The following is a 21,946-nucleotide window of genomic DNA, read 5'->3' on the forward strand; positions in this document are numbered from 1 at the left end:
GCGCCCGTGTGCCGGGCCCCCGCACCGTCAGGCCTCGTCGGGCTTCTCGGAATCCACCCCCGGCCGCGCCTTCTCCCACATCCCGCGCGTGAAGTCGGGGATCGCCTGAGGCGCACCCTTCGCCTTGATGGACAAGTGGCTCAGCGGCACGGGAGACGTCCACGTCGCGGCGTCGTACACGTCGAAGTCCGGTACCAGGCCCACCCGCAGACACTGCATCAGACGGAACACCATGATGTAGTCCATGCCGCCGTGGCCACCCGGCGGGTTGGCGTGCTCCTTCCACAGCCAGTGGTCGAAGTCGGTGTACTTGGAGAAGTCACCCCAGGAGTCGTTCGTGTGGTCCGGCTCTATATAGATCCGCTCCGGGTAGTCCTCGAACACACCCTTCGTGCCGCCGAGGCTGTTGATCCGCGAGTAGGGGTGGGGCGTGGACACATCGTGTTCGAGCCGGATGACGCGCCCCTTCGCCGTCTGGACCAGGCTGATGGTGCGGTCGGACTCGATGTACGTCTCCTTCCAGCTCGGGTCGCTCTTCGGCATGTGGGCCTCGCGGTACTGGGCGAGGCCCAGCGAGGGCGTGCCGAAGCTGGAGATGTGCGTGACGCGGTCACCGCGGTTGATGTCCATGTAGTTGGCGACCGGGCCGAAGCCGTGGTTGGGGTACAGATCGCCGCGCAGCCGTGTGTGCCACAGGCGCCGCCACGGGCCCTCGTAGTAGTCGGGGTCGAACATCAGGCCGCGCAGGTCGTGGTTGTAGGCGCCCGCTCCGTGCAGCAGGTCGCCGAACTTGCCGGCGTGCGCCATCCGCAGGACCCGCATCTCGTTCCTGCCGTAACAGCAGTTCTCCAGCTGCATGCAGTGCCTGCGGGTGCGCTCGGAGAGATCGACCAACTCCCAGAGCTGGTCGAGCTGGAGGGCGATCGGACACTCCACGCCGACGTGCTTGCCGTTCAGCATCGCCGTCTTCGCCATCTCGAAGTGCCAGTCCCAGGGCGTCGCCGCGTACACGAAGTCGATGTCGCCCCGCTTGCACAGGTTCTCGAAGTCGTGATCGCCCTTGGTGTACGTCGCCGGGGCGGGCTGCCCCGCGGCCGTCACCTTGGCCGCCGCTCTCGCGGTCTTGTCCTTCACCGGGTCGCAGAGCGCGACCACTTGGACCCCGGGGATCGCCAGGAACAGATCGATCATGCTGCCGCCGCGGTTGCCGAGCCCGATGATGCCGACCCGCACGGTGGAACGCCCCTCGAAGGGCACGCCGACCATGGTCTCGCCCTTCGGGGCGGGAGCCTCGGCGGCCGTCGCCCCGGCCTGCCCGGCCCCGCTCCGCCCGGCCTCGGACTGCCCGCCGGCGGCCTGCGCCGTGCCACCGGTGAACGCGCCGAGCCCGAGCCCCGCCCCCGCGATGCCGGCCGTCCGCAGGACGGACCTGCGGGACTGTCCGGCGGTGTCGTCTTCGGGCTGCTCGGGGTGCTCGTGGCTCGCGTCGGGTGCCGGTGTCGCGTTGTCGTCGTGCATCGGACCTCCATCGATGGGTGGGTGCGCTGCAAGCGCTTGCCACCCTGGAGGGGGACGACATGGGGGCGCAAGGGGCGGAAGTGGTCGGGGAGTTGGACTTTCTTTACGGACTCTTTGGGACTCATGGGTAGCGGGGGAGTCGCCCGCTCCGGCGCCTCCCGCGTGCGCAGGGTTCACCTGGTTCTGTCGAGGAGGCCCTGGCGTTCGCGCCAGGGAGGAATCGGCTCCTGTGTTCGCGACGCGGAGCGTCGCCGTATCTCGTCGGTTTCGTAAGGGCGCGGGCGCGCGATCGGTTCTGCCCGGCGGCGCCGGGAAAAGCGAACACCCGTCCAGGGCGTCACCGGATCGCGGACAAGAATACGAAAGTCGGTTGTGTGTACGGGAGTTGGTTCTAGCGTCAGGTGTCATGAAGCTGGTGGTGCAGGTCAAGCTGCTGCCGACGCCCGAGCAGGCGGCGGCTTTGGAAGCGACCCTGCGCGCCTGTAACCGGGCCGCCACCCACGTCGCATCCGTCGCGTTCGACAAGGGTGTGAAGGACCGCAACGGGCTGCAGAAACTCCTCTACGCAGACATCAAGGCGACCTTCGGACTGTCGGCGCACCCCGCGGTGCGGGTGGTGAAGAAGGTCGTCGACGCCTACGCCACGCTGGCTGCCCAGGCCAGGGCCGGGCTCCTCGGGAAGGCATCCTCGAAGCGCTACCGCAGGGCGATGAGCAGCCCGGTCAGCTTCCGGCCCGAGGCGGCGCAGCCGTTCGACGACCGCTGCCTGTCCTGGCAGAGCGGTGCGCGCACCGTCTCGATCTGGACCGTCGACGGCCGGATGAAGACCCTCCGCTATACCGGCTCCGCCGACCAGCTGAAGGTCCTGCGCGAGCACCGAAAGGGCGAGTCCGATCTTGTGCAGCGCGGCGGGAAGTGGTTCCTGATCGCCACCTGCGACCTGCCCGAACCCGGTGTGTCCGAGCCGGCTGACTGGATCGGTGTCGACCGCGGGATCGTCAACCTCGCCACCACCTCCGACGCCGTCAACTACCAGGGCCGCGGCCTGCGCCGGTACCGGAACTGGTGCGCCCGCAAACGGGCCGAGCTGCAGAAGAAGCAGACCCGCTCGGCCACCCGCCGCCTGGCCCGGCGATCGACAAGAGAGCAGCGGCATGCCACCCACCTGAACCACCGCATCAGCAAGGAGATCGTGTCGGTTGCTGGGGGTACCTCCCACGCCCTTAAGGCAGTGGGGGAGCACCGGTCGCGGCATCGCCGTCGAGGAACTCGACGGGATCCGGGACCGGGTACGGCTTCGACGCGACCAGCGCGGCACGCTCTCCTCCTGGCCCTTCCACCAGCTCGGCCGGCAGCTCGCCTACAAAGCCCGACAGGCCGGGGTGGCTTTCCTTGAGGTGGATCCGGCCTATACCTCGCAGTGCTGCCCGCGCTGCGGCCACACCGGGAAGGCCAACCGGCCCACTCGGGACCACTTCTGTTGTCGTCGGTGCGGTCTCGCTGGACCCGCCGACGTCGTCGCCGGGGTCAACGTGCGTGATCGCGCACGCTCGGCGTGGGCGTTCGTCACCATGCCCGTCCCCGCCACCCCCGCATAGCCGGAGCCGAAGGGGAGATGCGACCCGTGACAGTCCCGTCGTAGGGGACAGTCGGGAGCGCGACAAGGTGTACATGATTCGGAGCGAACAAGCTCAGTCGTTTGCGGCCGAGAAGGTGACTGCCGCCTCATGAAGCGGATCCTGACTGCTGCTTTCGCCGCCCCGCGGCTCACCCCGGCTCCCCATGGGACGCCGCCGCGCAGCTCACCGCGGCCCCCACCCATGGGCGGGACCAGGTCCACGAGCGTGGCCTGAAACCTGGTATCCAGGCCCCTCCGGGCAGACGACGGGAAGTTGGCTCGACGGGCCCTAGGGACGGGTCGCGTGCTCCAGCTCCACGATCACGGAGTAGTAGCTGCGGCCCGTCGCGTGGTCCATGCCCACCTCGCACATCCGGTTCGCCGACAGATGCGCGTCGAAGTCACGGGCGGTCACCTCGGCCGCCTCCTTGCGGGTGGCCGACTCGGTGAGTTCCTTGTGGAGCATGCCCCGGTCGCCCGCGAAGGCACAGCACCCCGCGTCGTCCGGGACGACGACCTCGTCGGCGCAGGCCTCGGCGACGGCCCGCAACTGCGCCACATCGCCGAGGTGTTCCATGGAACACGTCGGATGAAGGACCGCCGAACCGACCGTCCGGTGCACCGTCAGGTGCGGCAGCAGCTCGTCCGCCGCCCACACGATCGAGTCGACGATCTTGAGCTCCTTGTGCAACTCCCTGTTGTCGTCCGTCAGATAGGGGACGACCTCATGGGCGATGCCGAGCGTGCACGACGAGGCGTCGACGACGAGCGGCAGTCTGCCGCCGGCGGTCCAGCCCCAGGCCGCCTCGACGATCCGGTTGGCCATGACGGTGTTGCCTTCGTCGTAGCCCTTCGAGTGCCAGATCGTGGCGCAGCATGTCCCCGCGACATCGTCCGGAATCCAGACCGGCCGCCCCGCGCGCGCGGACACGGCGACCATGGCCTGCGCGAGGGACACGTCCCCCGGGGTGCCGAAGATGCGGTTGACGCAGGTCGGGTAGTAGACCGCGGCGGCCCCCACGCGCGCTGTGCGCGGCAGCTTCCGGGCGGCGGCAGCGGGAATCTCCGGCAGCCACTCCGGCACGAGGTCGGGGCGGACGGCCTTGCGGGCGGCCTGGGTCACGGAGGTCAGGAGCCGGTCGCCGATCTTGCCGGCGGCCGCCACGGCGAGCCGCGCCGACGCCTCCACAGCCTTGAAGTTCTTCGCCGTGAACGCGGCCACCTTCTCCTCGCGCGGGGTGTGGCGCGCGTGCCGGAACTCCTTCATGAAGGCGCCCGTGTCGATGCCGACCGGGCACGCCAGCTTGCAGGTCGAGTCGCCCGCGCACGTGTCCACCGCGTCGTACCCGTACGCCTCGACGAGCCCGTCCTCGACCGGCGAACCGGACGGCTGGCGCATCATCTCGCGGCGCAGGACGATCCGTTGGCGGGGCGTGGTCGTCAGGTCCTTGCTGGGACAGGTCGGTTCACAGAAGCCGCACTCGATGCACGGGTCGGCGATCAGCTCCACCTTGGGGATCGTCTTGAGGCCGCGCAGATGGGCTTTGGGGTCGCGGTCGAGGACGATACGCGGCGCGAGGACGCCGTCCGGGTCGATGACCTGCTTGGTGCGCCACATCAACTCCGTGGCCTTCGCGCCCCATTCGAGCTCCAGGAACGGCGCGATGTTGCGCCCCGTGGCGTGCTCGGCCTTGAGTGAACCGTCGAAGCGCTCGACGGTGAGCCGGCAGAACTCGTCCATGAACGCCGCGTACCGCTCGACGTCCTCGGGCCTGCCCGCGTCGAAGGCGAGCAGGAAGTGCAGATTGCCGTGCGCCGCATGACCGGCGACGGCGGCGTCGAAGCCGTGCCGCGTCTGGAGTTCGAGGAGCGCCTCGCACGCCTCGGCCAGGCGCGACGGCGGCACCGCGAAGTCCTCGGTGATCAGCGTCGTCCCGGAGGGGCGCGATCCGCCGACCGCTGTCACGAACGCCTTGCGGGCCTTCCAGTACCCGCCGATCGTCTTCGCGTCCCGCGTGAACGCGTTGGTCACCGAGGCCACGGGCGCCACCAGTTCCAGCCCGCCCAGCACCTCGGCGGCCGCCGCCTCGTAACGCTCCTGGGCGGCCTCGTCCGGCGCACGGAACTCCACCAGGAGCGCCGTCGTCGACTTGGGCAGGCGTGCCCAGTCGGCGGGCACCCCCTCCACACGCACCGAGGCCCGCAGCGTATTGCCGTCCATCACCTCGACGGCGATCGCGCCCGCCTCGTTGAACAGCGGGACCGCCGCTGCCGCCGCGGGCAGCGAGGGGAAGAACAGCAGCGCCGTGGACACCTTCCGGTCGAGGGGCAGCGTGTCGAAGACGACCTCGGAGATGAATCCGAACGTCCCCTCGGACCCCACCATGAGGCCGCGCAGGATCTCCACCGGGGTCGCGCCGTCCAGAAACGCGTCCAGGCGGTAGCCGTTGGTGTTCTTGATCTCGTACTTGGCGCGGATACGGGCGACCAGCTCCGCGTCGGCCTCGATCTCGCCCTTGATCTCCAACAGGCCCACGCACAGCGCCGGTTCCGCGTGCTCGAGCAGCGCGTCCGCGTCGGGGTCGGCCGTGTCCACCACGGTGCCCGAGGGCAGGACGAAGGTGAGCGAGGCGACCGTCCGGTACGAGTTCCTGGTGGTGCCCGCCGTCATGCCCGAGGCGTTGTTCGCGACGACCCCGCCGATGGTGCAGGCAATGGCGCTTGCCGGGTCGGGGCCGAGCACTCGCCCGTGCCGCGCGAGCGTGATGTTGGCGCGCACGACTGTCGTACCGGGGCCGATCCTGGCCCGCTCGCCGTCGCCGATGACCTCGATGCCCGCCCAGTGCTTGCGGACGTCCACGAGAATGTCCTCGCCCTGCGCCTGCCCGTTCAGCGACGTGCCCGCCGCACGGAAGACCACCTCGCGGCCCTTGCCGTGCGCGTACGACAGGACGGCCGACACGTCGTCGATGTCCTCGGCGACCACCACGACCTGCGGCACGAAACGGTAGGGACTCGCGTCAGACGCGTAGCGCACGAGGTCCGAGATGTGCGTGAGGACCTTGTCCGCCCCCAGGAGCCCGGACAGCTCGGAGCGCAGCGGCTCCGGGGTCCCGCCGGCCTGCGCGTCCGGCACCCGGTCGGGCGCCGGGCCTTCCGCATGAGGTCCCGGGCGCAGCGCTTCCGGCTTCGGCTCCAGCAGGGGCATGCCTCTCCAGCCTCTCCTCGGACGCTGCGGCCCAGGGCCTAACACCCGGGGCCTAACAGCGGTGGTCGTACGGCGTCTCGAACAGCGCGTTCATCAGGACGCCGAGCTGGGCGCGCTGGTCGGGGGTCAATGGAGCCAGGATGTCCTCTGCGGCGGTCCTGCGCGCGCTGCGCAGCTCACGCAGCGCCTTGCGGCCCTGTTCGGTGAGCTCGATGCGGATCACCCTGCGGTTGGTGGGATCGGGCACCCGGCGCACCAGGTCGGCCGTCTCCAGGCCGTCGACCAGGGTCGTCACGGCACGGGGCACGACTTCGAGGCGCTCGGCGAGGTCGGCCATGCGCGGCGGTGTGTCGTAGTGCACGAGGGTGCGCAGGAGCCGGGACTGGGCGGGCGTGATCCCGACCGGCTCCAGATAGCGCTTCTGGATCCGCTGCAGCCGCCGGGTCAGCCGGAGCAGCTGTTCCGCGAGAAGGCCGTCGGCGTCCGGGGTACTCATGTGCGGAACAATATCAGGACCTTGTGCATTGTGAGTATAGGTAACAATGAGCTATGCTCCCTGAGACCTTGAATCGCCACTCGTAGGAGGCTCATGCATCACGACGAATCCGGCTGGACGCCGTCGCCCTCCGACGCCACGTCGCCGGAGCCGCGGCAGATGCGCCGCATCCTGGCCCTCTTCCGTCCCTACCGCGCCCGCCTCGCGCTGGTCGGCCTGCTCGTCGGCGCCGCCTCGCTGGTCTCGGTCGCCACGCCCTTCCTGCTCAAGGAGATCCTCGACACCGCGATCCCGCAGGGCCGCACGGGCCTGCTGAGCCTGCTCGCCCTGGGCATGATCCTCAGCGCCGTCATGACCAGCATCTTCGGCGTCCTGCAGACCCTGATCTCCACGACGGTCGGCCAGCGCGTCATGCACGACCTGCGCACCGCCGTGTACGGCCGGCTCCAGCGCATGTCGCTCGCCTTCTTCACCAGGACCCGCACGGGCGAGGTCCAGTCCCGCATCGCCAACGACATCGGCGGCATGCAGGCGACGGTCACCTCCACCGCCACGTCCCTGGTCTCGAACCTCACCAGTGTGGTCGCCACCATCGTGGCGATGGTCGCGCTCGACTGGCGGCTCACGGCCGTCTCGCTGCTCCTGCTGCCCGTCTTCGTGTGGATCAGCCGCCGCGTCGGCCGCGAGCGTAAGAAGATCACCACGGAACGCCAGAAGCAGATGGCCGCGATGGCCGCCACGGTCACCGAGTCCCTCTCCGTGAGCGGCATCCTCCTCGGCCGCACCATGGGCCGCGCCGACTCGCTCACCCGGTCGTTCGCCGACGAGTCCGAGCAGCTCGTCGGGCTCGAGGTCCGGTCGAACATGGCGGGGCGCTGGCGCATGGCGGTCATCACGATCGTCATGGCCGCCATGCCCGCCGTCATCTACTGGGTCGCGGGCGTCGCGCTCCAGTTGGGCGGTCCCTCGGTCTCGATCGGCACCCTGGTCGCCTTCGTCTCGCTCCAGCAGGGCCTGTTCCGGCCGACCGTGAGCCTGCTCGCCACCGGCGTCCAGATTCAGACCTCGCTGGCGCTCTTCCAGCGCATCTTCGAGTACCTCGATCTGCCGATCGACATCACCGAGCCCGAGAAGCCCGTCCGCCTCGACACGATCAAGGGCGAAGTCCGCTTCGAGGACGTCGAGTTCCGTTACGACGCCGCCGACGGCAAGAGCGCGGCGATACTCGACGGGATCGACGTCACCGTCCCCGCGGGCGGCAGCCTGGCCGTCGTCGGCCCCACCGGTTCCGGTAAGTCCACGCTCAGTTACCTCGTGCCGCGTCTGTACGACGTCACGGGCGGCCGCGTCACTCTCGACGGAGTGGACGTGCGTGACCTGGACTTCGACACCCTCGCGAGGGCCGTCGGCGTCGTCTCCCAGGAGACGTACCTCTTCCACGCCTCCGTCGCGGAGAACCTCCGCTTCGCCAAGCCCGACGCCACGGAGGAGGAGCTGCACGCGGCGGCCAGGGCGGCCCAGATCCACGAGCACATCGCCTCCCTGCCCGACGGGTACGACACCGTCGTCGGCGAGCGCGGCCACCGGTTCTCCGGCGGCGAGAAGCAGCGCCTCGCCATCGCCCGCACGATCCTGCGCGACCCGCCGATCCTCATCCTCGACGAGGCGACGAGCGCACTGGACACCCGCACCGAGTTCGCCGTGCAGGAGGCCATCGACGCGCTGTCGGCCAATCGCACGACCGTGACCATCGCCCACCGGCTCTCCACGATCCGGAGCGCGGACCAGATCGTCGTTCTCGACGGCGGGCGGGTGGCCGAGCGCGGCACCCATGAGGAGCTTCTGGAGCGGGACGGCCGCTATGCCGCCCTGGTCCGCAGAGACTCCCAACTGGAGACCGCACGCTAGGCCGTGGGCGGGCATGCGGGTGACGCCCAAGTGGAGCCGCCGACGTTACGATATGTCTGGTTTGGCACCCTCTGCGGGTTACCGTTCGGCCATGCTGAACGAGATTCCGCAAAGGAGCGCGATGCGTCTGACGCGCAGAGGCCGCGCCTCCCTGATCGCGATGGGGGTCCTTGTGGCGGCGGCCGCCGCCGTGGCGGTGCCGCTCCTGCTCCCGGACGACGGGGGTGTCAAGAAGTCCCAGGCGCTGACGGTCCCCGAAGGCTGGCGGGCGGGCCAGGTCTACGAGGCCCTGGACAAGGCCTTCGGTGTCCCGGCAGGCACGACCAAGAAGGCCGTGCCCAAGGCCGGCCTCAAGCTCCCCGGGGACGCGGGGGGCAACCCCGAGGGCTACCTCTTCCCGGCGACGTATCCACTCGACGACAAGTCGACTCCGGCGGGCCTGCTGTCCAGCATGGTCAACACCGCCAACAAGAAGTTGAACGGCAGCCAGGTGACGGCGGGAGCCGACCGGGACACCGTGAACCCCTATCAGACCCTCACCATCGCGAGCATTGTCGAGGCCGAGGCGGCCACCAAGGAAGACATGGGGAAGATGGCCCGCGTCATCTACAACCGGCTCGACCGAGGCATGCCGCTCCAGATGGACTCGACCATCAAGTTCGGGCTCAACCGCGCCACGCTCACCACGACCACCACGACCACCAAGGGCACCAAGGGCACCAGTGCCGAGAACCCGTACAACACCTATGTCCGGATGGGGCTGCCGCCCACCCCGATCGCCAACCCCGGGGCCGAGGCCATGAAGGCCGCGATCAGCCCGCCGCAGGGGGACTGGCTGTACTTCGTGACGGTCAAGCCCGGGGACACCCGCTTCACGGCGGACTTCGACGAACAGCAGAAGAACGTCGCGGAGTCCAACAAGCTGCGCACGAGCGGCAAGCCGTCGTCCGCCTGAGCGGGGCGTGCCTGAGGGAGCGCGCCTGATCGGGCCGTGCAGGGGCGTCCCGTTCGGGGGGCGTCACACAGCGACCGGCGCCCCGGCCAGCAGGCGCTTGATGTCCCGTACGGCCGCGCGCCCCGCGCGGTTGGCGCCGATTGTGCTGGCCGAAGGCCCGTAGCCCACCAAGTGGATCCGCGGATCGGCGACCACCCGGGTGTCTTCGGCCTGGATGCCGCCGCCGGGCCCGCGCAGCTTCAGCGGTGCCAGATGCTCGATCGCGGGCCGGAAGCCCGTGGCCCACAGGATGACGTCCGCGTCGACCCGCCGGCCGTCGTCCCACTCCACGCCTGACGGCGTGATCCGGTCGAACATCGGCAGCCGGTCGAGCACACCGTCGGCGCGGGCCTGCCGGATCGCGTCGTTCAGCGGCAGCCCCGTCACCGACACCACGCTCTGCGGGGGCAGCCCCGCCCGGACCCGCTCGTCGACCAGGGCGACGGCCGCGCGCCCGAGGTTCTCGTCGAAGGGGCCCTCGTTGTAGACGGGCGGCCGGCGCGTCACCCAGGTCGTCGCGGCAGCGTAGGGCGCGATCTCCATCAGGTGCTGCGTCCCGGAGGCGCCGCCGCCCACCACGATCACCCGCTGTCCGCGGAACGCCTCCGGGCCCGGGTAGATCGCGGTGTGGAGCTGACGCCCGCGGAACGTCTCCTGTCCCGGGTAGCGCGGCCAGAACGGCCGGTCCCAGGTCCCCGTCGCATTGATCAGCGCCCGCGTCGACCACGTCCCGTCGGACGTCTCGACGAGCAGCCTCCTTCCCCCAAGGACTCCGACAGGCTCCGTCCAGGGGGGACCCCCACCCCCTTCACGCACGGCACGCACATCGACGGGACGCCGCACCCGCAGGTCGAACGTCTCCTCGTACGAGGCGAAGTACGCCGCGATCACCTCCGACGACGGCCGGGCCGGGTCCGCGCCGGTCAGTTCCATGCCCGGCAGCGAGTGCATGCCGTGCACCTTGCCGTACGTCAGCGAAGGCCAGCGGAACTGCCAGGCGCCGCCGGGGCGCGGGGAGTGGTCGAGCACGACGAAGTCCCGCTCCGGCTCGAAGCCGGCCCGGCGCAGGTGATAGGCGCTGGACAGTCCTGCCTGTCCAGCGCCTATGACGACCACGTCGACCTCGCGTACGTCCGCTGTGTCCCGCACCCCGATATCGTTCACGCTTCTACTAACTGCACCGGGGTCGTGGATCTTCCCGAAGTGAGCGCGCGACGGTTCAGCGGCCCCCGGCGACCAGAAGCGGCGCGCCACCGACGGCCGGCCTGGTGAGCGGCGACGCCGGTATCCGCGGCAGCAGACCGCGCGCCGCCAGATCCGGGATCACGCCCTCCCCGAACCAGTACGCCTCCTCCAGATGGGGATAGCCCGACAGGACGAAGTGCTCGACGCCCAGCGCGTGGTACTCCTCGATCCGGTCCGCGACGTCGGAGTGGCTGCCGACGAGCGCCGTGCCCGCGCCGCCCCGCACCAGACCGACGCCCGCCCACAGGTTCGGGGAGATCTCCAGGTCGTCGCGCGAGCCCCCGTGGAGCGCGAGCATCCGCTGCTGCCCGACCGACTCGCTGCGGCCGAGCGCCTCCTGAGCGGCGGCCACCGTCTCCGGCGACAGGTCGTCGAGCAGCCGGTTCGCCGTCGCCCACGCCTCCGCCGACGAGTCGCGCGAGATGGTGTGCAGCCGGATACCGAAGCGGACCGTGCGCCCCTCCTTCTCGGCGAGCCCCCGGATCCAGTCGATCTTCTGCTTCACCTGCTCGGGCGGCTCGCCCCAGGTCAGATAGACATCGGTGTGCCGCGCGGCGACCGGACCCGCCGCGGCCGAAGAACCGCCGAAGAAGATCTCCGGCAGCGGGTCCGGCGGCAGCGCGGTGAGACCGCCCTCCACCTGGTAGTGCTCACCGTCGAAGTCGAACGGCTGCCCGCTCCACACACCCCGCACGACCGACAGGAACTCGTCGGTCCGCGCATAGCGCCGGTCGTGGTCCAGATGGTCGCCGAAACGCCGCTGCTCGGTCGAGTCACCACCCGTCACCACGTTCAGGAGCAGCCGCCCGCGCGTGATCCGCTGATACGTCGCCGCCATCTGGGCGGCGAGCACCGGCGAGATCACCCCGGGCCGGAACGCCACCAGGAACTTCAGCCGTTCCGTGTGCTGGGCGAGGGCCATCGTCGTCAGCCACGCGTCCTCGCACCATGTGCCCGTCGGCGTCAGAACCGCCTCAAACCCCAACTGCTCGGCGGCCTTGGCTATTTGGGTCAGGTAGTCGATGTCGGGCGCGCGCACGCCGCTGACCGGAGCGATCCGCGAACGCCTGACGCCCCCGTCGGTGTAGGCGTGCCGGTCCACGAGCGTGCGGCCGTCGCCGCCGGTCGGCAGAAACCAGTGAAGGTGGACGCTCATCGTCAGGACTCCTTGCCGAAGGTGCGGGGTGCGGTCGTCGACGCCGGCAGACCACCGTTGAACCGGGTGTCCACGAACGACGCGAAGTCGACCTTCCGGGGGATCAGCTTCAGCTTCGCGAAGGTGTCGGCGATCTGCTGCTCCGAGGCGATGGCGGGCTTGTCGACGGCGACGGTGACCCGGGTGCCGTTGGTGCGCTTCACCGCGTCCAGAGCGACGTCGTAGGGCAGCCCGGTGTCCTTCGCCCAGACCTTCGCCCATGCCTCGGGGTGCTTGAAGACCCAGTCCTGGGCGCGCTTGAGCCGCTTGAGGTAGTCGCCGATCGCCGCGGCCTTCTTGCTGTCCTTGAGCGAGGAGGGCGCCGCGACCTGGAACGCGAGCCCATTGGTGAGCCCGTCCCCATCGGTGAGCACCCGCCCCTGCTTCCCTTGCAGGACCTGGGAGGTGTACGGGTCCCAGACCGCCCAGGCGTCCACTTTGCCGCCGGTGAACGCGGCGAGCGCGTCGGCCGGCTGGAGGTACTTGACCTGCACGTCCTTCAGGGAAAGACCGGCCTTCTTCAAGGACGCGACCAGCTGGTAGTGCGCGGACGAGCCCTGCGCCACGGCGATGGACCTGCCCTTGAGCTCCTCGGGCTTCTTCAGCTTCGAGTCGGTCGGGACGAGGATGGTGTCGCCCTTCGCGGTCCCGTGGCTGGCCGCCACCACGGTGATCTTCGAGTTGGCGCCGGCCGCGAAGACGGGCGGGGTGTTGCCGACACCGCCGATGTCGACGGCCTTGGCGTTGACGGCCTCCAAGAGCGGTGGCCCGGAAGTGAAGGTCGACCAGTGGATCTTGTAGTCGAGGTTGTCGAGCTCTCCGGCAGCCCGCAGCACGGCTTCCGAACCACCCTTCTGGTCACCGACGTTGAGCGTGAGGGCCCCCTTGCCGTCGGTCCTGCCGCCGCCCGAGCCACCGGTGGACGTGTCGGCGGCGGAGGTACCGGAGCAGGCGGCGAGCAGCAGGGCCAGGGGGAGCAGCAGAGCGGGGGCGAGGCGTCGTCGCATGGGGAGTCCGTTTCGTGGGTTCATGGCCGGCCAGTCATGGCCTGAGTCGGTCTGTCGGCGCAGGCCGGAATGGCCGTAGGGCGGTGCGCCGGTAGGGGTGGTGCGCCGGTACGGGTGGTGCGTGCAGGGGTGATTTGTGTAGGAGTGGAAAATCTGACGAAGCGTCAGGCGGGGGCAGCGGCAGGGGAGGAAGTCTCCGGCGCGTCGACCCCCAGCCGGTGGAGCAGCTCGGCGCGCAGTTCGCCGAAGCGCGGGTCGGATATCCCGCGCGGACGCTCCAGATCGATCTCGGTCTCGTACGCGATGACGCCTTCGTCCATCACGAGCACACGGTCGGCGAGCAGGACGGCCTCCTCGACGTCGTGCGTGACCAGGAGGACGGCGCAGCCGCGCCGCTGCCACAGCTCGTCGACGAGGCGCTGCGCCTTGATGCGGGTGAGCGCGTCGAGCGCGCCGAAAGGCTCGTCGAGCAGCAGCAGATCGGGCTCGCGCACCAGAGCGCGGGCCAGCGATGCGCGCTGGGCCTCGCCGCCGGACAGGGTCTTGGGCCACGCGTTCGTGCGATGGTCGAGGCCGACTTCTTCCAACGCCCGCTCGGCGAGGGCCCGTTCGGGCTTGCCCGGCAACCCGAGCAGTACATTGCGCCACACCCGCTTCCACGGCATGAGGCGCGGTGCCTGGAACGCGACGGCCTTGCGGCGCGGCACGAGCACGGTGCCCTCGATGTCGCGGTCAAGACCGGCGAGGATGCGCAGCAGGGTGGACTTGCCGCAGCCGCTGCGGCCGAGCAGCGCCACGAACTCGCCCGGCTTCACGTCGAGATCGAGGCGGTCGATGACGGCGCGCCCGTTGAAGGAGCGGGTGAGCCCCTCCACGCGTACGGCCGAACGGGTCTCTGTGGACGGGGACTTGGGGGTGGTCACCGGCCGGTGAACGTCGGTCGCCATTGCAGCAGCAGCCTTTCGAGGGTACGGACGACGAAGTCGGCGAGCAGGCCGAGGAACGCGTAGACGATCAGGCAGACGACGATGACGTCGGTCCGCAGGAAGTCGCGGGCCTGCACCATCAGGAAGCCGATGCCGGCGTCCGCGTTGATCTGCTCGGCGAAGACGAGGGCCAGCCAGGAGATGCCGAGCGAGTACCGCAGCCCGGTCATGGCGCCGGGCAGCGCGCCCGGCAGGACCACATGGCGTACGAGACCCCAGCGGGAGAGTCCGAGTGACTCCCCTGCCTCGATCAACTGCGCGTCCACGCCGCGGATTCCGGCGTACACGTTCAGATACAACGGGAACGAGACGCCCAGCGTGATGATGGCGATCTTCGGCGCCTCGCCGATCCCGAACCAGATGATGAACAGCGGGATCAGCCCTACGAACGGCACGGTCCGCAGCATCTGCACGCTTGCGTCGACGAGGTCCTCGCCGACCCGGAACAGCCCTGAGACGAGGGCGAGTCCGGTCCCGACGACGACGCCGAACAGCAGGCCGATCGCGACGCGCTGGAGCGAGACCCCCATGGCGTTGGGCAGCGACCCGTCGGAGACGAGTTCACCGGCGACCCGGGCGATGGTGCCGGGCGAGGCCAGGACATCGGGGGTCAACACGCCTGTGCTGCTGAGGAGTTGCCACAGGACGAGCAGCAGGACGGGTCCGGAGGTGCGGCGCAGCCACCGCGGGACCCGAGTGCGTCGGGTGGAGGAGGGGACGAGACGGACGAGCTCGGGACGGCCGACGGAATCGGCATCGGAATCGGCCGGGACGGCTTCCGGGGCAGGCGACTTGGCGACGACGTCCGGATCCGGCGGGGCATGGCTGATGCTCATGGGTGCTCCACGCAGAAGGCAGGGGAGGGCAGCGGTGAACGGGAAAGGGGTACGCGTATGCGTCAGCGCCCCCGCGTGAGTTCACGCGGGGTCGAGGCAGGGGCGTACGGGGCTACGCGACGTAGCCGGAGATGCGGGGAAAGGGCGTCAGCAGCCGCGGCGACACGCGGCGGAGGCCACCCGCAGCAGGTCGATGTGACCGCGCGTGGTGAGCAGAACTGAACGCAACATGCCGCAGAAAGTAGCCACCTTGTCGACGCAAGGTCAATGCTGTCTCGATGGATGGACGTGCTGTATCAGGTGGCGGGCCCGGATCGGGCGCGGATCGGGCGCGGACGGAGCCCGATGAGTGAGGATGGACGCATGTCCGACGCCTTCACCACGCGCATCCTGAACGTATCCACCGGCTCCGCGGAGCGGGTCGTCGACCTGACCCACGACTGCGAGACCTTCCTGAGCGAGGTCGCCGCGGGCCGCGACGGCCTGCTCAACATCTTCGTGCCCCACGCGACGGCCGGCGTGGCCGTCATCGAGACGGGCGCGGGCAGCGACGACGACCTCCTCACCGCCCTCCACTCCCTGCTTCCCGCGGACGACCGATGGCAGCACCGCCACGGCTCCCCGGGCCACGGCCGCGACCACGTCCTCCCGGCCCTGGTCCCACCCCACGCCACCCTCCCGGTGATCGCCGGCACCCTGGAAATGGGCACGTGGCAGTCGGTGTGCCTGGTGGACACGAACAAGGACAACGCGGACCGTCAGGTGCGGTTGAGCTTCCTCGGCTCGTGAGTCGCTTCGGTGGGACTGCAGAGGGGAAGTCCGGCCGTACCAAGTGAGAGGGCGCGCAGCCGCCACATGGTCGTGTGGAGCCTGACGGCAGGTTCTTCGTCTGCTGGGGTGCACGTGCTGTACCCGCGTGTGGTCGTAGTAGGGGTGGCGCGTGCGGCAGCCGTCGAAGGGTGCTGGTAGCCGCGCGAGGCCCGGCGTTCAGACGCGGGCGGCGCGGCCGTATCCAGCCGCGCCGCGTACGCCGTGTCGACCCGGTCGATCACGACGTGACTGCCGATCCAATACAGACGCGCACAGCTGAACCGGCAGTTTCCTTGCCCGGGCCGACCGTGGTCAGCCCTGCCTGGGAGCTGAGCGATCCTGGACGTGGAGGGTGAGTCCCGTGATCTGGCCTGACTGGATCACGGGGCCGTGTTGAACTCCTCCGTTGATGTCGTTGTGCACGACGGCGGGGTGTGGAGCGGAGGTGTCGGCGAGCTGCTGCAGGGAGGTCAGCACATCACGCAGGTTGTCGCTGGTTAAGGACCCGGTCTGCAGAAGGTGGTGCAGGTGGACCTGCCACTGGGTGGTGATTTCGCGGGCGGTTTGCGCGCCGTTGCGCTCGTCGGCGGCGAGCAGTCTGGTCCGCATGTCATCCAGGTCAGCGATTGCGGCGGGAGCGGTGCGGGAGAGGAGCCTCCCGATGAGATCACGCGCTTGTGTCCAGGAGTCGGTGACCATGAGGGAGACGAGTGTGGTCGCTCCCGACGCGGCGAGAGCAGCGAGTTCGATGTCCATTGCTTTTCCTCTCGGGGGTCAGGTCCTGGGCGGTGGGCCGGTCTCGCCGTCGGTGTGGTCCGGCGGAGCTGTGTGGTTCGGTGTGTATGTGACCGGCGGGTCGAATCGGCGCAGTACGTCGTCGGCTGTTTCGTGCTGTTCCTGGGTTCGGATGACGTCAGCCAGTTGCTTGGCGAGCATGCTTCGTCGGGGGTCTCCCTGGGGGAAGTCCATGGCGTTCAGTGCGTCGGCGAAGTGGTCTGCGGCAGTTGGTGCTTCTTCCTGCTCGTAGCGGGCGCTATCTCGTCCCGGAAAGTTGTCCTGCTCGCCGCGTGGTTGAGGGATGAGGTCGCGCAGTCGTTCGGGGACGTCGGTGTTGTTTGCTGCGGAGGTGAGCTGGGCGAGGAGGCCGAGGTCGGCCACGGTCTTTTCTACGTGGTCGTCGTTTTTGGCGAGCCACCAGACCACGGCGCTGCCGGTGTCCCGGAGGACGTCTTCGCCCAGGTATTTGCGCTTGCTCTGCTCGTACTTCCGTTGGTGCTCCCAGACCGCTTTGTCTTTGCGTACGCCGGCGAGTTTGTCCAGGCGCTCTTGGTCGTGTTGATGGAGGGTGAGTGTCACGTTCTCCGCCATCGCGTGGAGGTGGCCCATGCTGTCCGGGAGCATGCGGCTGAGCACGCCGCTCAGCTCGTGTTGGACAAGTGAGGCGCGGCTGGGCTCCCGCTGTTCGGTGATGGCGCGGGCGCGGTCAAGGACGGCTTCGACGGCAAGGCCGGCCGGGTTGAGTACGGGGTTGGGGTCAGAGGTGTCGAGGGGGTGCCAGCGGACCGTCGCGGAGATCAGGAAGTCGTAGTCGTCCCAGTGGCTGGGCAGAGCGACGTGCCTGACGTGCTGTTCCTGACGTTCGATGGGGGCTGCGGTGAGTTGTTCCTCGAAGGTGATCGGCACTTGTCCGCGGCGTCGTGCGGCTGTCCTGAAGGCTGCGGCGGGGAGGGCGATGAGGAGTGCTGCAAGGGCCGGCCATGCCCATGCGGGCCACTGTTGTGTCAGTCCGAGGATGGTCAGGAGCAGCCCGGAAAGGATGGTGAGGAAGACGGTGGTCGTCTTGCGTCCGGTCGTCACTGTTCGGTCCCCCTGGCTGGTTCTGCCTGTGGCGATGTGGTGGGTGGGCCGAGGCCCTGGGCTGCGCTGATCTTCTGGAGGAGCCGGTCGGTGGTTGCTGTGGCGCGTGCGGGTCCGGCGGGAGGGGTGCGCTCGGCATGGCGTGCGCTTGCGTACAGCGCGGCGAAGGCGGCGCCGCGTCGGTTGTCGCACTGGGCAGCCGCTGCCACGAGAAGGTCGAGCAGGATGTCGCCGCGGTGGCCGGTGACGGTCGCAGTGTGCAGCCAGTGCTCCACGTACGGTTGCCATGTCGCTCGTTGCAATTCGCTCAACACCGCACGCCAGCAGGCCGTCAAGGAGTCCTGGACGCCGGATTCCTCCACCAGCGTGCGGGCGTTGTCGTACGGGGCAGTCAGTGGGTCCGGGTCGCAGACGCGCAGGAAGATGTCGAGCTCCGCCGATGTGCGTCCGGGGCGTGCGAGTCGGGCGAGCAACCTCCTGCGCAGTCGGTGGCTCGTCCCGACCAGGTCCCACAGTGCCTCGCGGGCGCGGCTGGTGCCGCGCTCGCGGCGTGCCAGGTGGTACAACCGGAGCATGGCCTGGTCCGGGTGGCTGACTGCGATGACGTCGGCGCAGACACGGATGAGGACTTGGGCGAATTCGTCCCTGGGCTGCTTGTTGACGCACCACTGGTAGATCCGTTCGCGGAAGCTCCTTCCGTGAACGGGATCGTTCAATCCGCAGGTGAGTGCCTGGACGGCGGCTTCCAGCCTGGCGCGGCCGGTGGCTGTGGAGCTCCAGGTCTCGGCGAGCGATGCCAGCCCCGCGCCGTGGCCGGTCCGTAGATACTGGCCTGCCAGCTGTGCCACCAGCGTGTCACGGAGTTCCCTCGTGAGGTGGGGGTCGTTGAGGTCCACGCTGCGCGCGGACCAGGTGCCCAGATGCTGTCGCAGGTCTGGTAGGTGGTCCCAGATGTGGGCACGGACCGCGGTGTCGTAGTCGAGTTCGGTGAACCGCACGTGACCGTCGGGTCCGGTATCGGCGGAGATCTCCGCCAGGCGCTCGGCGAGATCCTTGTGCTGAAGGAGCGGGAGGTTGTCAGACGGGGAACCGGCGGTACGCAGCAGGAGTTGCGTGGCGCGGTGGATGATGTCGGCGTGGGCTCCGTGCAGCATGGCGACCGTGATCAGGAGTGCCCGTTGAGGGCTCTCCCGTAACCGGGCGACGAGCGCGGCGACGTTCTTGCGTCGATCTGCTTGTGCCTTCCGGGCCGTCGCACACCACTGGGTGAATCCGTCACCCGGCGGGGCAGCCTCCCGGGCTCGTCGTACGAGGTCGGCGAAGTCGGCGACCTCCCGCATCGTCCTCCGTTCGTGCAGGAAGTTTTCGACGGTGGGGTCGGACTGGATGTATGGGATGTAATGCTCGCGTGGCACACCGTGCATGCGGAGGTGTCGCCGGAGGACGTCGCGTTCTGGCGGGCGTTTGATCTCGACCCGGAAGTGCTGAAGGTCGGGGTCGAGAGCGCTGTCGTGCAACATGATGACGACGAGATGGGCGTGCTGGTCGTGTACGGCCTTGCGGAGGGTGGGGAGGTCGGCCTGCGCGGCGGCCCAGCGGGCGGTGTCGGCTGCCGAGAGGTCCAGTAGTAATCGGTCGCCGGATCCGACCAGGTCCGGGTGCTTGAGGGACAGTTCGCCTTCTTCGCCTGGCAGGAGTTCGTGGAGGACGCCGGCGTCCTGGTGGTATTCGCGCAGGAGTACTCGGGCTGCGGAGGTCCGGCCGCTCCCCGGGGTGCCGTCCAGGATGACGGTGCCGGTGTCGGCGAGTCTGGAGCGGGCTTCGCCCATGCCATCTGGGGCGACCAGGAAGCGCCTCAGCCTGGCGAGCTGGTCGTCGGCGATGCTCCGGAAGGACGGTCTGTCCGATTCCCGAAGGTCGGGGCCGGCAGTGAAGTAGATGTTGCCGCTGCCGGTATGCATCGGACCCTGTGCGCTGTCGACCCGGGTGCCGCTGTGCTCGCTCACCGGTTGTCGTCCTCGTGCCGGTCCGTTTCGCCGAACCGGTGCTGGATGTCCCCATGGTGGTCGCCCTCGAAGTACGTCATTCCGTCGCCGGAGAAGTGCCGGCCGCCCGAGACGTGGGAGGAGTTCTGGTAGATGTCGCCCTTGCCCGTGTGAACGGGGCCGCTGGTGCCCTTGATGACGGTGCTGCCGACGTCTCCCGTGAAGTCGCGGCTCTGGACGGCCGTCCCGCTGACGTCTCTGATCGAGTTGGCCACGGAGTTCGGTACGAGCGGCACGGCGGCGTCCCGGTCCAGGTCGCGTAGACCCGGGACCATGTCTGCGACCACATCACCGAGGCGCTTCAGGCCTGCTTCGGTGTCGTGTGTCCCGAACGGGATGGACTGAAGATCGGCGAGCCGGGCCAGTTCCGTTGGCAGGTCGGTCTTGTTCAGCCGGTCGGTTTTCCGGCCGTCCAGTACGGGAACGACTGGAAGTTCACAGGCGAACGCCTCCAGGATCTCTTTGCGTACCCAGTCTTCCGGATCGCGGAGCCGGGCCTGGAAGTTCGTCCAGTCCGGCCCGATGACAGCCAGGAGGACGGCGCTGCGGCGCAGACCGGTCAACAGGGCCTGAGGGTATGCCTCGCCCGGCAGGACAGATTTCGAGGCCCGGAAGATCCGATCCCGGCCGAAACGACGCGAGAGCTCCTGGTCGATCAGCGCGGCGGTCTTCTCGCCGTCCCCGGTGCGGTAGTTGATGAATACGTCCGTCATGACGGTGCCTCTCTCTTCAGGAAGCGGGTAAGCGCGACAACGTGCCGAGCCGGGGTCCCAGTTGGCGGACCGAAGGTTGATCAGGATGGCGTGCCAGGACGCGGGCGAGGCGGCGGAGATCGATCGTCACGGTCGCCGACCGCACCGCCGCCACCCCGTCGAGCAGCGGCTCCGTCAACGCACAGGCTTGGTCGATCTGGCCGTCAGCCGCATACGCGAGCGCACGTCGCACCCCGTACCGCACCCGCGTACGCAACGCGTCGTCGGACACCACAGCGAGCTGCCGGTCCAGTTCCTCAGCTGCCTCTCCCGGTCGCCCGAGATCTACGAGACACCAGCCCGTGACCATGCCCACCGAATCCGGCAAGTGCATACTGCCGATCACCAGCGCGCCAGGACTGTCCTCCTGACGGGCCAGGAACCCGCGGGCACGATCCAGCGCGCGCAGGCACGCATCGTGATCACCCGCGAGCGCATGACCCTGCGCCTCACGCTGCGCAGCCAAACCGCGAATCCTCGGCGGCAGCGCCCCGTTCTGCGCCCTCTGTGACAGGGCGACCGTCTGCTCGGCGTCATCCTGGTACAGCGTGATCAGAGCCCTGCGGACCAACGCGTAGCCGCCCAGATCCCGGTCACCGCTGGCCGCCGCGAGGGCCACAGCTCTCTGCGTCCACCACAGTGCTGCCTGGTCGTCACCCGACTCCTGCACCAGCCAGCCGACGTACTCGGCGTACCGCGAGCCGAGCGCCAGCAACTCCTGACGGGTACCGCCATCGGAATGCGCGGACAGTTCCCGCAGCGTGTGCGTCTGCGCAATCAGCCCGGGCAGCAAGAACCCCGGCTCAACGCTCTGGCCCAGCCTCCGGTAGTGCGCAAACAGAGAACGGGACGCCTCCAGCATCCCGACCCCTGCCGCCCGGCTGACCGGCCCCTGCCCGCCCATCTGCAACTTCAGGAACGAGGCCGCGCCGGCGCCTACAACCTGTCGCCGCCCCACGGGCTGAAACCAGCTCGGGCCATCCGGTGACAGTTGCATCGTCCACCCCTCCTCATCGATCCCACCCGACCTCGACTCGACCGGTACGGCGGCAACGCCTACCGCCCCCCGAGCAATCAGTGCTCCATCAGCCTGGAGCGCGGCATCACACAGCCGGACGAGATCACGACTCGGCGCCTTGATACCCCGCTCGACTTTGCTCAGCTGCGCCTTGCTGTAGTGCACGGCCGCGGACAGTGCTGTGAGACTGAGTCCTGCGTCCAGACGACGCCTCCTCAGTTCCTCACCGAACGTGGTGGACAGCAGGGGCACGAGATCCTCCCTAACCATCCATCCAGGCGAAGGCCCGCACGAAAGACTGCTGCAGCACCTGCCGGATGGACAAGGTGATCGATACTGTTTCCCGTTTCCTTCTCCCTTGGCCGGGCTCACTAGTCCCCGGAGCAGGAACAGAAGTTGCGCCGAGATCACACATCTGAGAGGGCTGGCCACAGCGCATTGCGTTGTCGGTCT

At 69.1% G+C, this 21,946-nt stretch carries 19 protein-coding genes; 5 read left to right on the forward strand and 14 right to left on the reverse strand.

The window, feature by feature from the left end; all coding sequences use genetic code 11:
- Nucleotides 1-27: 27 nt before the first annotated feature.
- The gene (locus tag OHA58_RS32075) at nt 28-1,518 is read right to left on the reverse strand and encodes a Gfo/Idh/MocA family protein (RefSeq protein WP_405483073.1); all 1,491 of its coding nucleotides are present in this window, start codon (nt 1,516-1,518) and stop codon (nt 28-30) included.
- Between the two features lie 406 nt (nt 1,519-1,924).
- On the opposite strand from OHA58_RS32075, the gene OHA58_RS32080 reads away from it, so the two are divergent.
- Nucleotides 1,925-2,914 (forward strand): transposase, encoded by a 990-nt coding sequence (locus tag OHA58_RS32080; RefSeq protein ID WP_405483074.1) that lies wholly within the window; start codon nt 1,925-1,927, stop codon nt 2,912-2,914.
- A complete protein-coding gene (locus OHA58_RS32085) occupies nt 2,796-3,116 on the forward strand; it encodes a zinc ribbon domain-containing protein (protein ID WP_405485289.1) in 321 nt (106 codons plus the stop codon). Before OHA58_RS32080 ends, OHA58_RS32085 begins: the two co-directional genes overlap by 119 nt.
- A 309-nt stretch (nt 3,117-3,425) precedes the next feature.
- Here OHA58_RS32085 and OHA58_RS32090 read toward each other — a convergent pair whose 3' ends face one another.
- Both OHA58_RS32090 and OHA58_RS32095 read right to left on the reverse strand, forming a co-directional pair.
- On the reverse strand, nt 3,426-6,344 hold the full coding sequence (locus OHA58_RS32090; RefSeq protein WP_405483075.1) for an FAD-binding and (Fe-S)-binding domain-containing protein: 2,919 nt from the start codon (nt 6,342-6,344) through the stop codon (nt 3,426-3,428).
- A gap of 52 nt (nt 6,345-6,396) precedes the next feature.
- The gene (locus OHA58_RS32095; protein WP_405483076.1) at nt 6,397-6,840 is read right to left on the reverse strand and encodes a MarR family winged helix-turn-helix transcriptional regulator; all 444 of its coding nucleotides are present in this window, start codon (nt 6,838-6,840) and stop codon (nt 6,397-6,399) included.
- Nucleotides 6,841-6,933: 93 nt separating this feature from the next.
- Here OHA58_RS32095 and OHA58_RS32100 point away from each other — a divergent pair, with 93 nt between their 5' ends.
- Both OHA58_RS32100 and mltG read left to right on the forward strand, forming a co-directional pair.
- The gene (locus OHA58_RS32100) at nt 6,934-8,748 is read left to right on the forward strand and encodes an ABC transporter ATP-binding protein (RefSeq protein WP_405483077.1); all 1,815 of its coding nucleotides are present in this window, start codon (nt 6,934-6,936) and stop codon (nt 8,746-8,748) included.
- A 91-nt stretch (nt 8,749-8,839) separates the two neighbouring features.
- On the forward strand, nt 8,840-9,703 hold the full coding sequence (gene mltG, locus OHA58_RS32105) for an endolytic transglycosylase MltG (protein WP_405483079.1): 864 nt from the start codon (nt 8,840-8,842) through the stop codon (nt 9,701-9,703).
- 63 nt (nt 9,704-9,766) lie between these two features.
- Here the strand turns inward: mltG and OHA58_RS32110 are convergent, their stop codons facing one another.
- From OHA58_RS32110 to OHA58_RS32135, 6 genes are all read right to left on the reverse strand, one after another.
- Nucleotides 9,767-10,891: an NAD(P)-binding domain-containing protein gene (locus OHA58_RS32110; protein ID WP_405483080.1), complete on the reverse strand. Its 1,125-nt coding sequence runs from the start codon at nt 10,889-10,891 to the stop codon at nt 9,767-9,769.
- 70 nt (nt 10,892-10,961) lie between these two features.
- The gene (locus OHA58_RS32115) at nt 10,962-12,143 is read right to left on the reverse strand and encodes an LLM class flavin-dependent oxidoreductase (RefSeq protein WP_405483081.1); all 1,182 of its coding nucleotides are present in this window, start codon (nt 12,141-12,143) and stop codon (nt 10,962-10,964) included.
- 2 nt (nt 12,144-12,145) lie between these two features.
- Complete coding sequence (locus OHA58_RS32120; protein WP_405483082.1) at nt 12,146-13,189, reverse strand: ABC transporter substrate-binding protein; 1,044 nt, start codon at nt 13,187-13,189, stop codon at nt 12,146-12,148.
- Nucleotides 13,190-13,353: 164 nt separating this feature from the next.
- Nucleotides 13,354-14,136 (reverse strand): ABC transporter ATP-binding protein, encoded by a 783-nt coding sequence (locus OHA58_RS32125; RefSeq protein WP_405483084.1) that lies wholly within the window; start codon nt 14,134-14,136, stop codon nt 13,354-13,356.
- The gene (locus OHA58_RS32130; protein ID WP_405483085.1) at nt 14,109-15,011 is read right to left on the reverse strand and encodes an ABC transporter permease; all 903 of its coding nucleotides are present in this window, start codon (nt 15,009-15,011) and stop codon (nt 14,109-14,111) included. The genes OHA58_RS32125 and OHA58_RS32130 overlap by 28 nt, the downstream gene beginning before the upstream one ends.
- Nucleotides 15,012-15,158: 147 nt before the next feature.
- Entirely contained in the window at nt 15,159-15,242 is an 84-nt protein-coding gene (locus tag OHA58_RS32135; protein ID WP_350495123.1) for a putative leader peptide, read from the reverse strand.
- 132 nt (nt 15,243-15,374) lie between these two features.
- Between OHA58_RS32135 and OHA58_RS32140 the strand changes: the two genes are divergently transcribed.
- A complete protein-coding gene (locus tag OHA58_RS32140; RefSeq protein ID WP_405483086.1) occupies nt 15,375-15,800 on the forward strand; it encodes a YjbQ family protein in 426 nt (141 codons plus the stop codon).
- A 333-nt stretch (nt 15,801-16,133) separates the two neighbouring features.
- Here OHA58_RS32140 and OHA58_RS32145 read toward each other — a convergent pair whose 3' ends face one another.
- From OHA58_RS32145 to OHA58_RS32165, 5 genes are read right to left on the reverse strand one after another with little or no spacing between them, the layout of a single operon-like run.
- Nucleotides 16,134-16,577, reverse strand: a complete 444-nt coding sequence (locus OHA58_RS32145) for a hypothetical protein (protein ID WP_405483088.1) — start codon at nt 16,575-16,577, stop codon at nt 16,134-16,136.
- An 18-nt stretch (nt 16,578-16,595) separates the two neighbouring features.
- The gene (locus OHA58_RS32150) at nt 16,596-17,678 is read right to left on the reverse strand and encodes a hypothetical protein (protein ID WP_405483090.1); all 1,083 of its coding nucleotides are present in this window, start codon (nt 17,676-17,678) and stop codon (nt 16,596-16,598) included.
- Nucleotides 17,675-19,684 carry a hypothetical protein gene (locus OHA58_RS32155; protein WP_405483091.1) on the reverse strand — a complete coding sequence of 670 codons (2,010 nt, stop codon included), beginning with the start codon at nt 19,682-19,684 and terminating at the stop codon, nt 17,675-17,677. Before OHA58_RS32155 ends, OHA58_RS32150 begins: the two co-directional genes overlap by 4 nt.
- The gene (locus OHA58_RS32160) at nt 19,681-20,436 is read right to left on the reverse strand and encodes a toll/interleukin-1 receptor domain-containing protein (RefSeq protein WP_405483093.1); all 756 of its coding nucleotides are present in this window, start codon (nt 20,434-20,436) and stop codon (nt 19,681-19,683) included. Before OHA58_RS32160 ends, OHA58_RS32155 begins: the two co-directional genes overlap by 4 nt.
- A 16-nt stretch (nt 20,437-20,452) precedes the next feature.
- Complete coding sequence (locus tag OHA58_RS32165) at nt 20,453-21,745, reverse strand: helix-turn-helix domain-containing protein (RefSeq protein WP_405483094.1); 1,293 nt, start codon at nt 21,743-21,745, stop codon at nt 20,453-20,455.
- Nucleotides 21,746-21,946 lie beyond the last annotated feature (201 nt).

It is taken from the genome of Streptomyces sp. NBC_00009, from assembly GCF_045040855.1.
GTDB lineage: Bacteria > Actinomycetota > Actinomycetes > Streptomycetales > Streptomycetaceae > Streptomyces > Streptomyces aureus.

Coding starts and splice junctions, on each gene's coding strand:
- OHA58_RS32080 (WP_405483074.1), top strand. CDS start 1,925: ATGAAGCTGGTGGTGCAGGTCAAGCTGCTGCCGACGCCCGAGCAGGCG.
- OHA58_RS32140 (WP_405483086.1), top strand. CDS start 15,375: ATGTCCGACGCCTTCACCACGCGCATCCTGAACGTATCCACCGGCTCC.
- OHA58_RS32120 (WP_405483082.1), bottom strand. CDS start 13,189: ATGCGACGACGCCTCGCCCCCGCTCTGCTGCTCCCCCTGGCCCTGCTG.
- mltG (WP_405483079.1), top strand. CDS start 8,840: ATGCTGAACGAGATTCCGCAAAGGAGCGCGATGCGTCTGACGCGCAGA.
- OHA58_RS32125 (WP_405483084.1), bottom strand. CDS start 14,136: ATGGCGACCGACGTTCACCGGCCGGTGACCACCCCCAAGTCCCCGTCC.
- OHA58_RS32090 (WP_405483075.1), bottom strand. CDS start 6,344: ATGCCCCTGCTGGAGCCGAAGCCGGAAGCGCTGCGCCCGGGACCTCAT.
- OHA58_RS32115 (WP_405483081.1), bottom strand. CDS start 12,143: ATGAGCGTCCACCTTCACTGGTTTCTGCCGACCGGCGGCGACGGCCGC.
- OHA58_RS32135 (WP_350495123.1), bottom strand. CDS start 15,242: ATGTTGCGTTCAGTTCTGCTCACCACGCGCGGTCACATCGACCTGCTG.
- OHA58_RS32145 (WP_405483088.1), bottom strand. CDS start 16,577: ATGGACATCGAACTCGCTGCTCTCGCCGCGTCGGGAGCGACCACACTC.
- OHA58_RS32095 (WP_405483076.1), bottom strand. CDS start 6,840: ATGAGTACCCCGGACGCCGACGGCCTTCTCGCGGAACAGCTGCTCCGG.
- OHA58_RS32130 (WP_405483085.1), bottom strand. CDS start 15,011: ATGAGCATCAGCCATGCCCCGCCGGATCCGGACGTCGTCGCCAAGTCG.
- OHA58_RS32100 (WP_405483077.1), top strand. CDS start 6,934: ATGCATCACGACGAATCCGGCTGGACGCCGTCGCCCTCCGACGCCACG.
- OHA58_RS32075 (WP_405483073.1), bottom strand. CDS start 1,518: ATGCACGACGACAACGCGACACCGGCACCCGACGCGAGCCACGAGCAC.
- OHA58_RS32160 (WP_405483093.1), bottom strand. CDS start 20,436: ATGACGGACGTATTCATCAACTACCGCACCGGGGACGGCGAGAAGACC.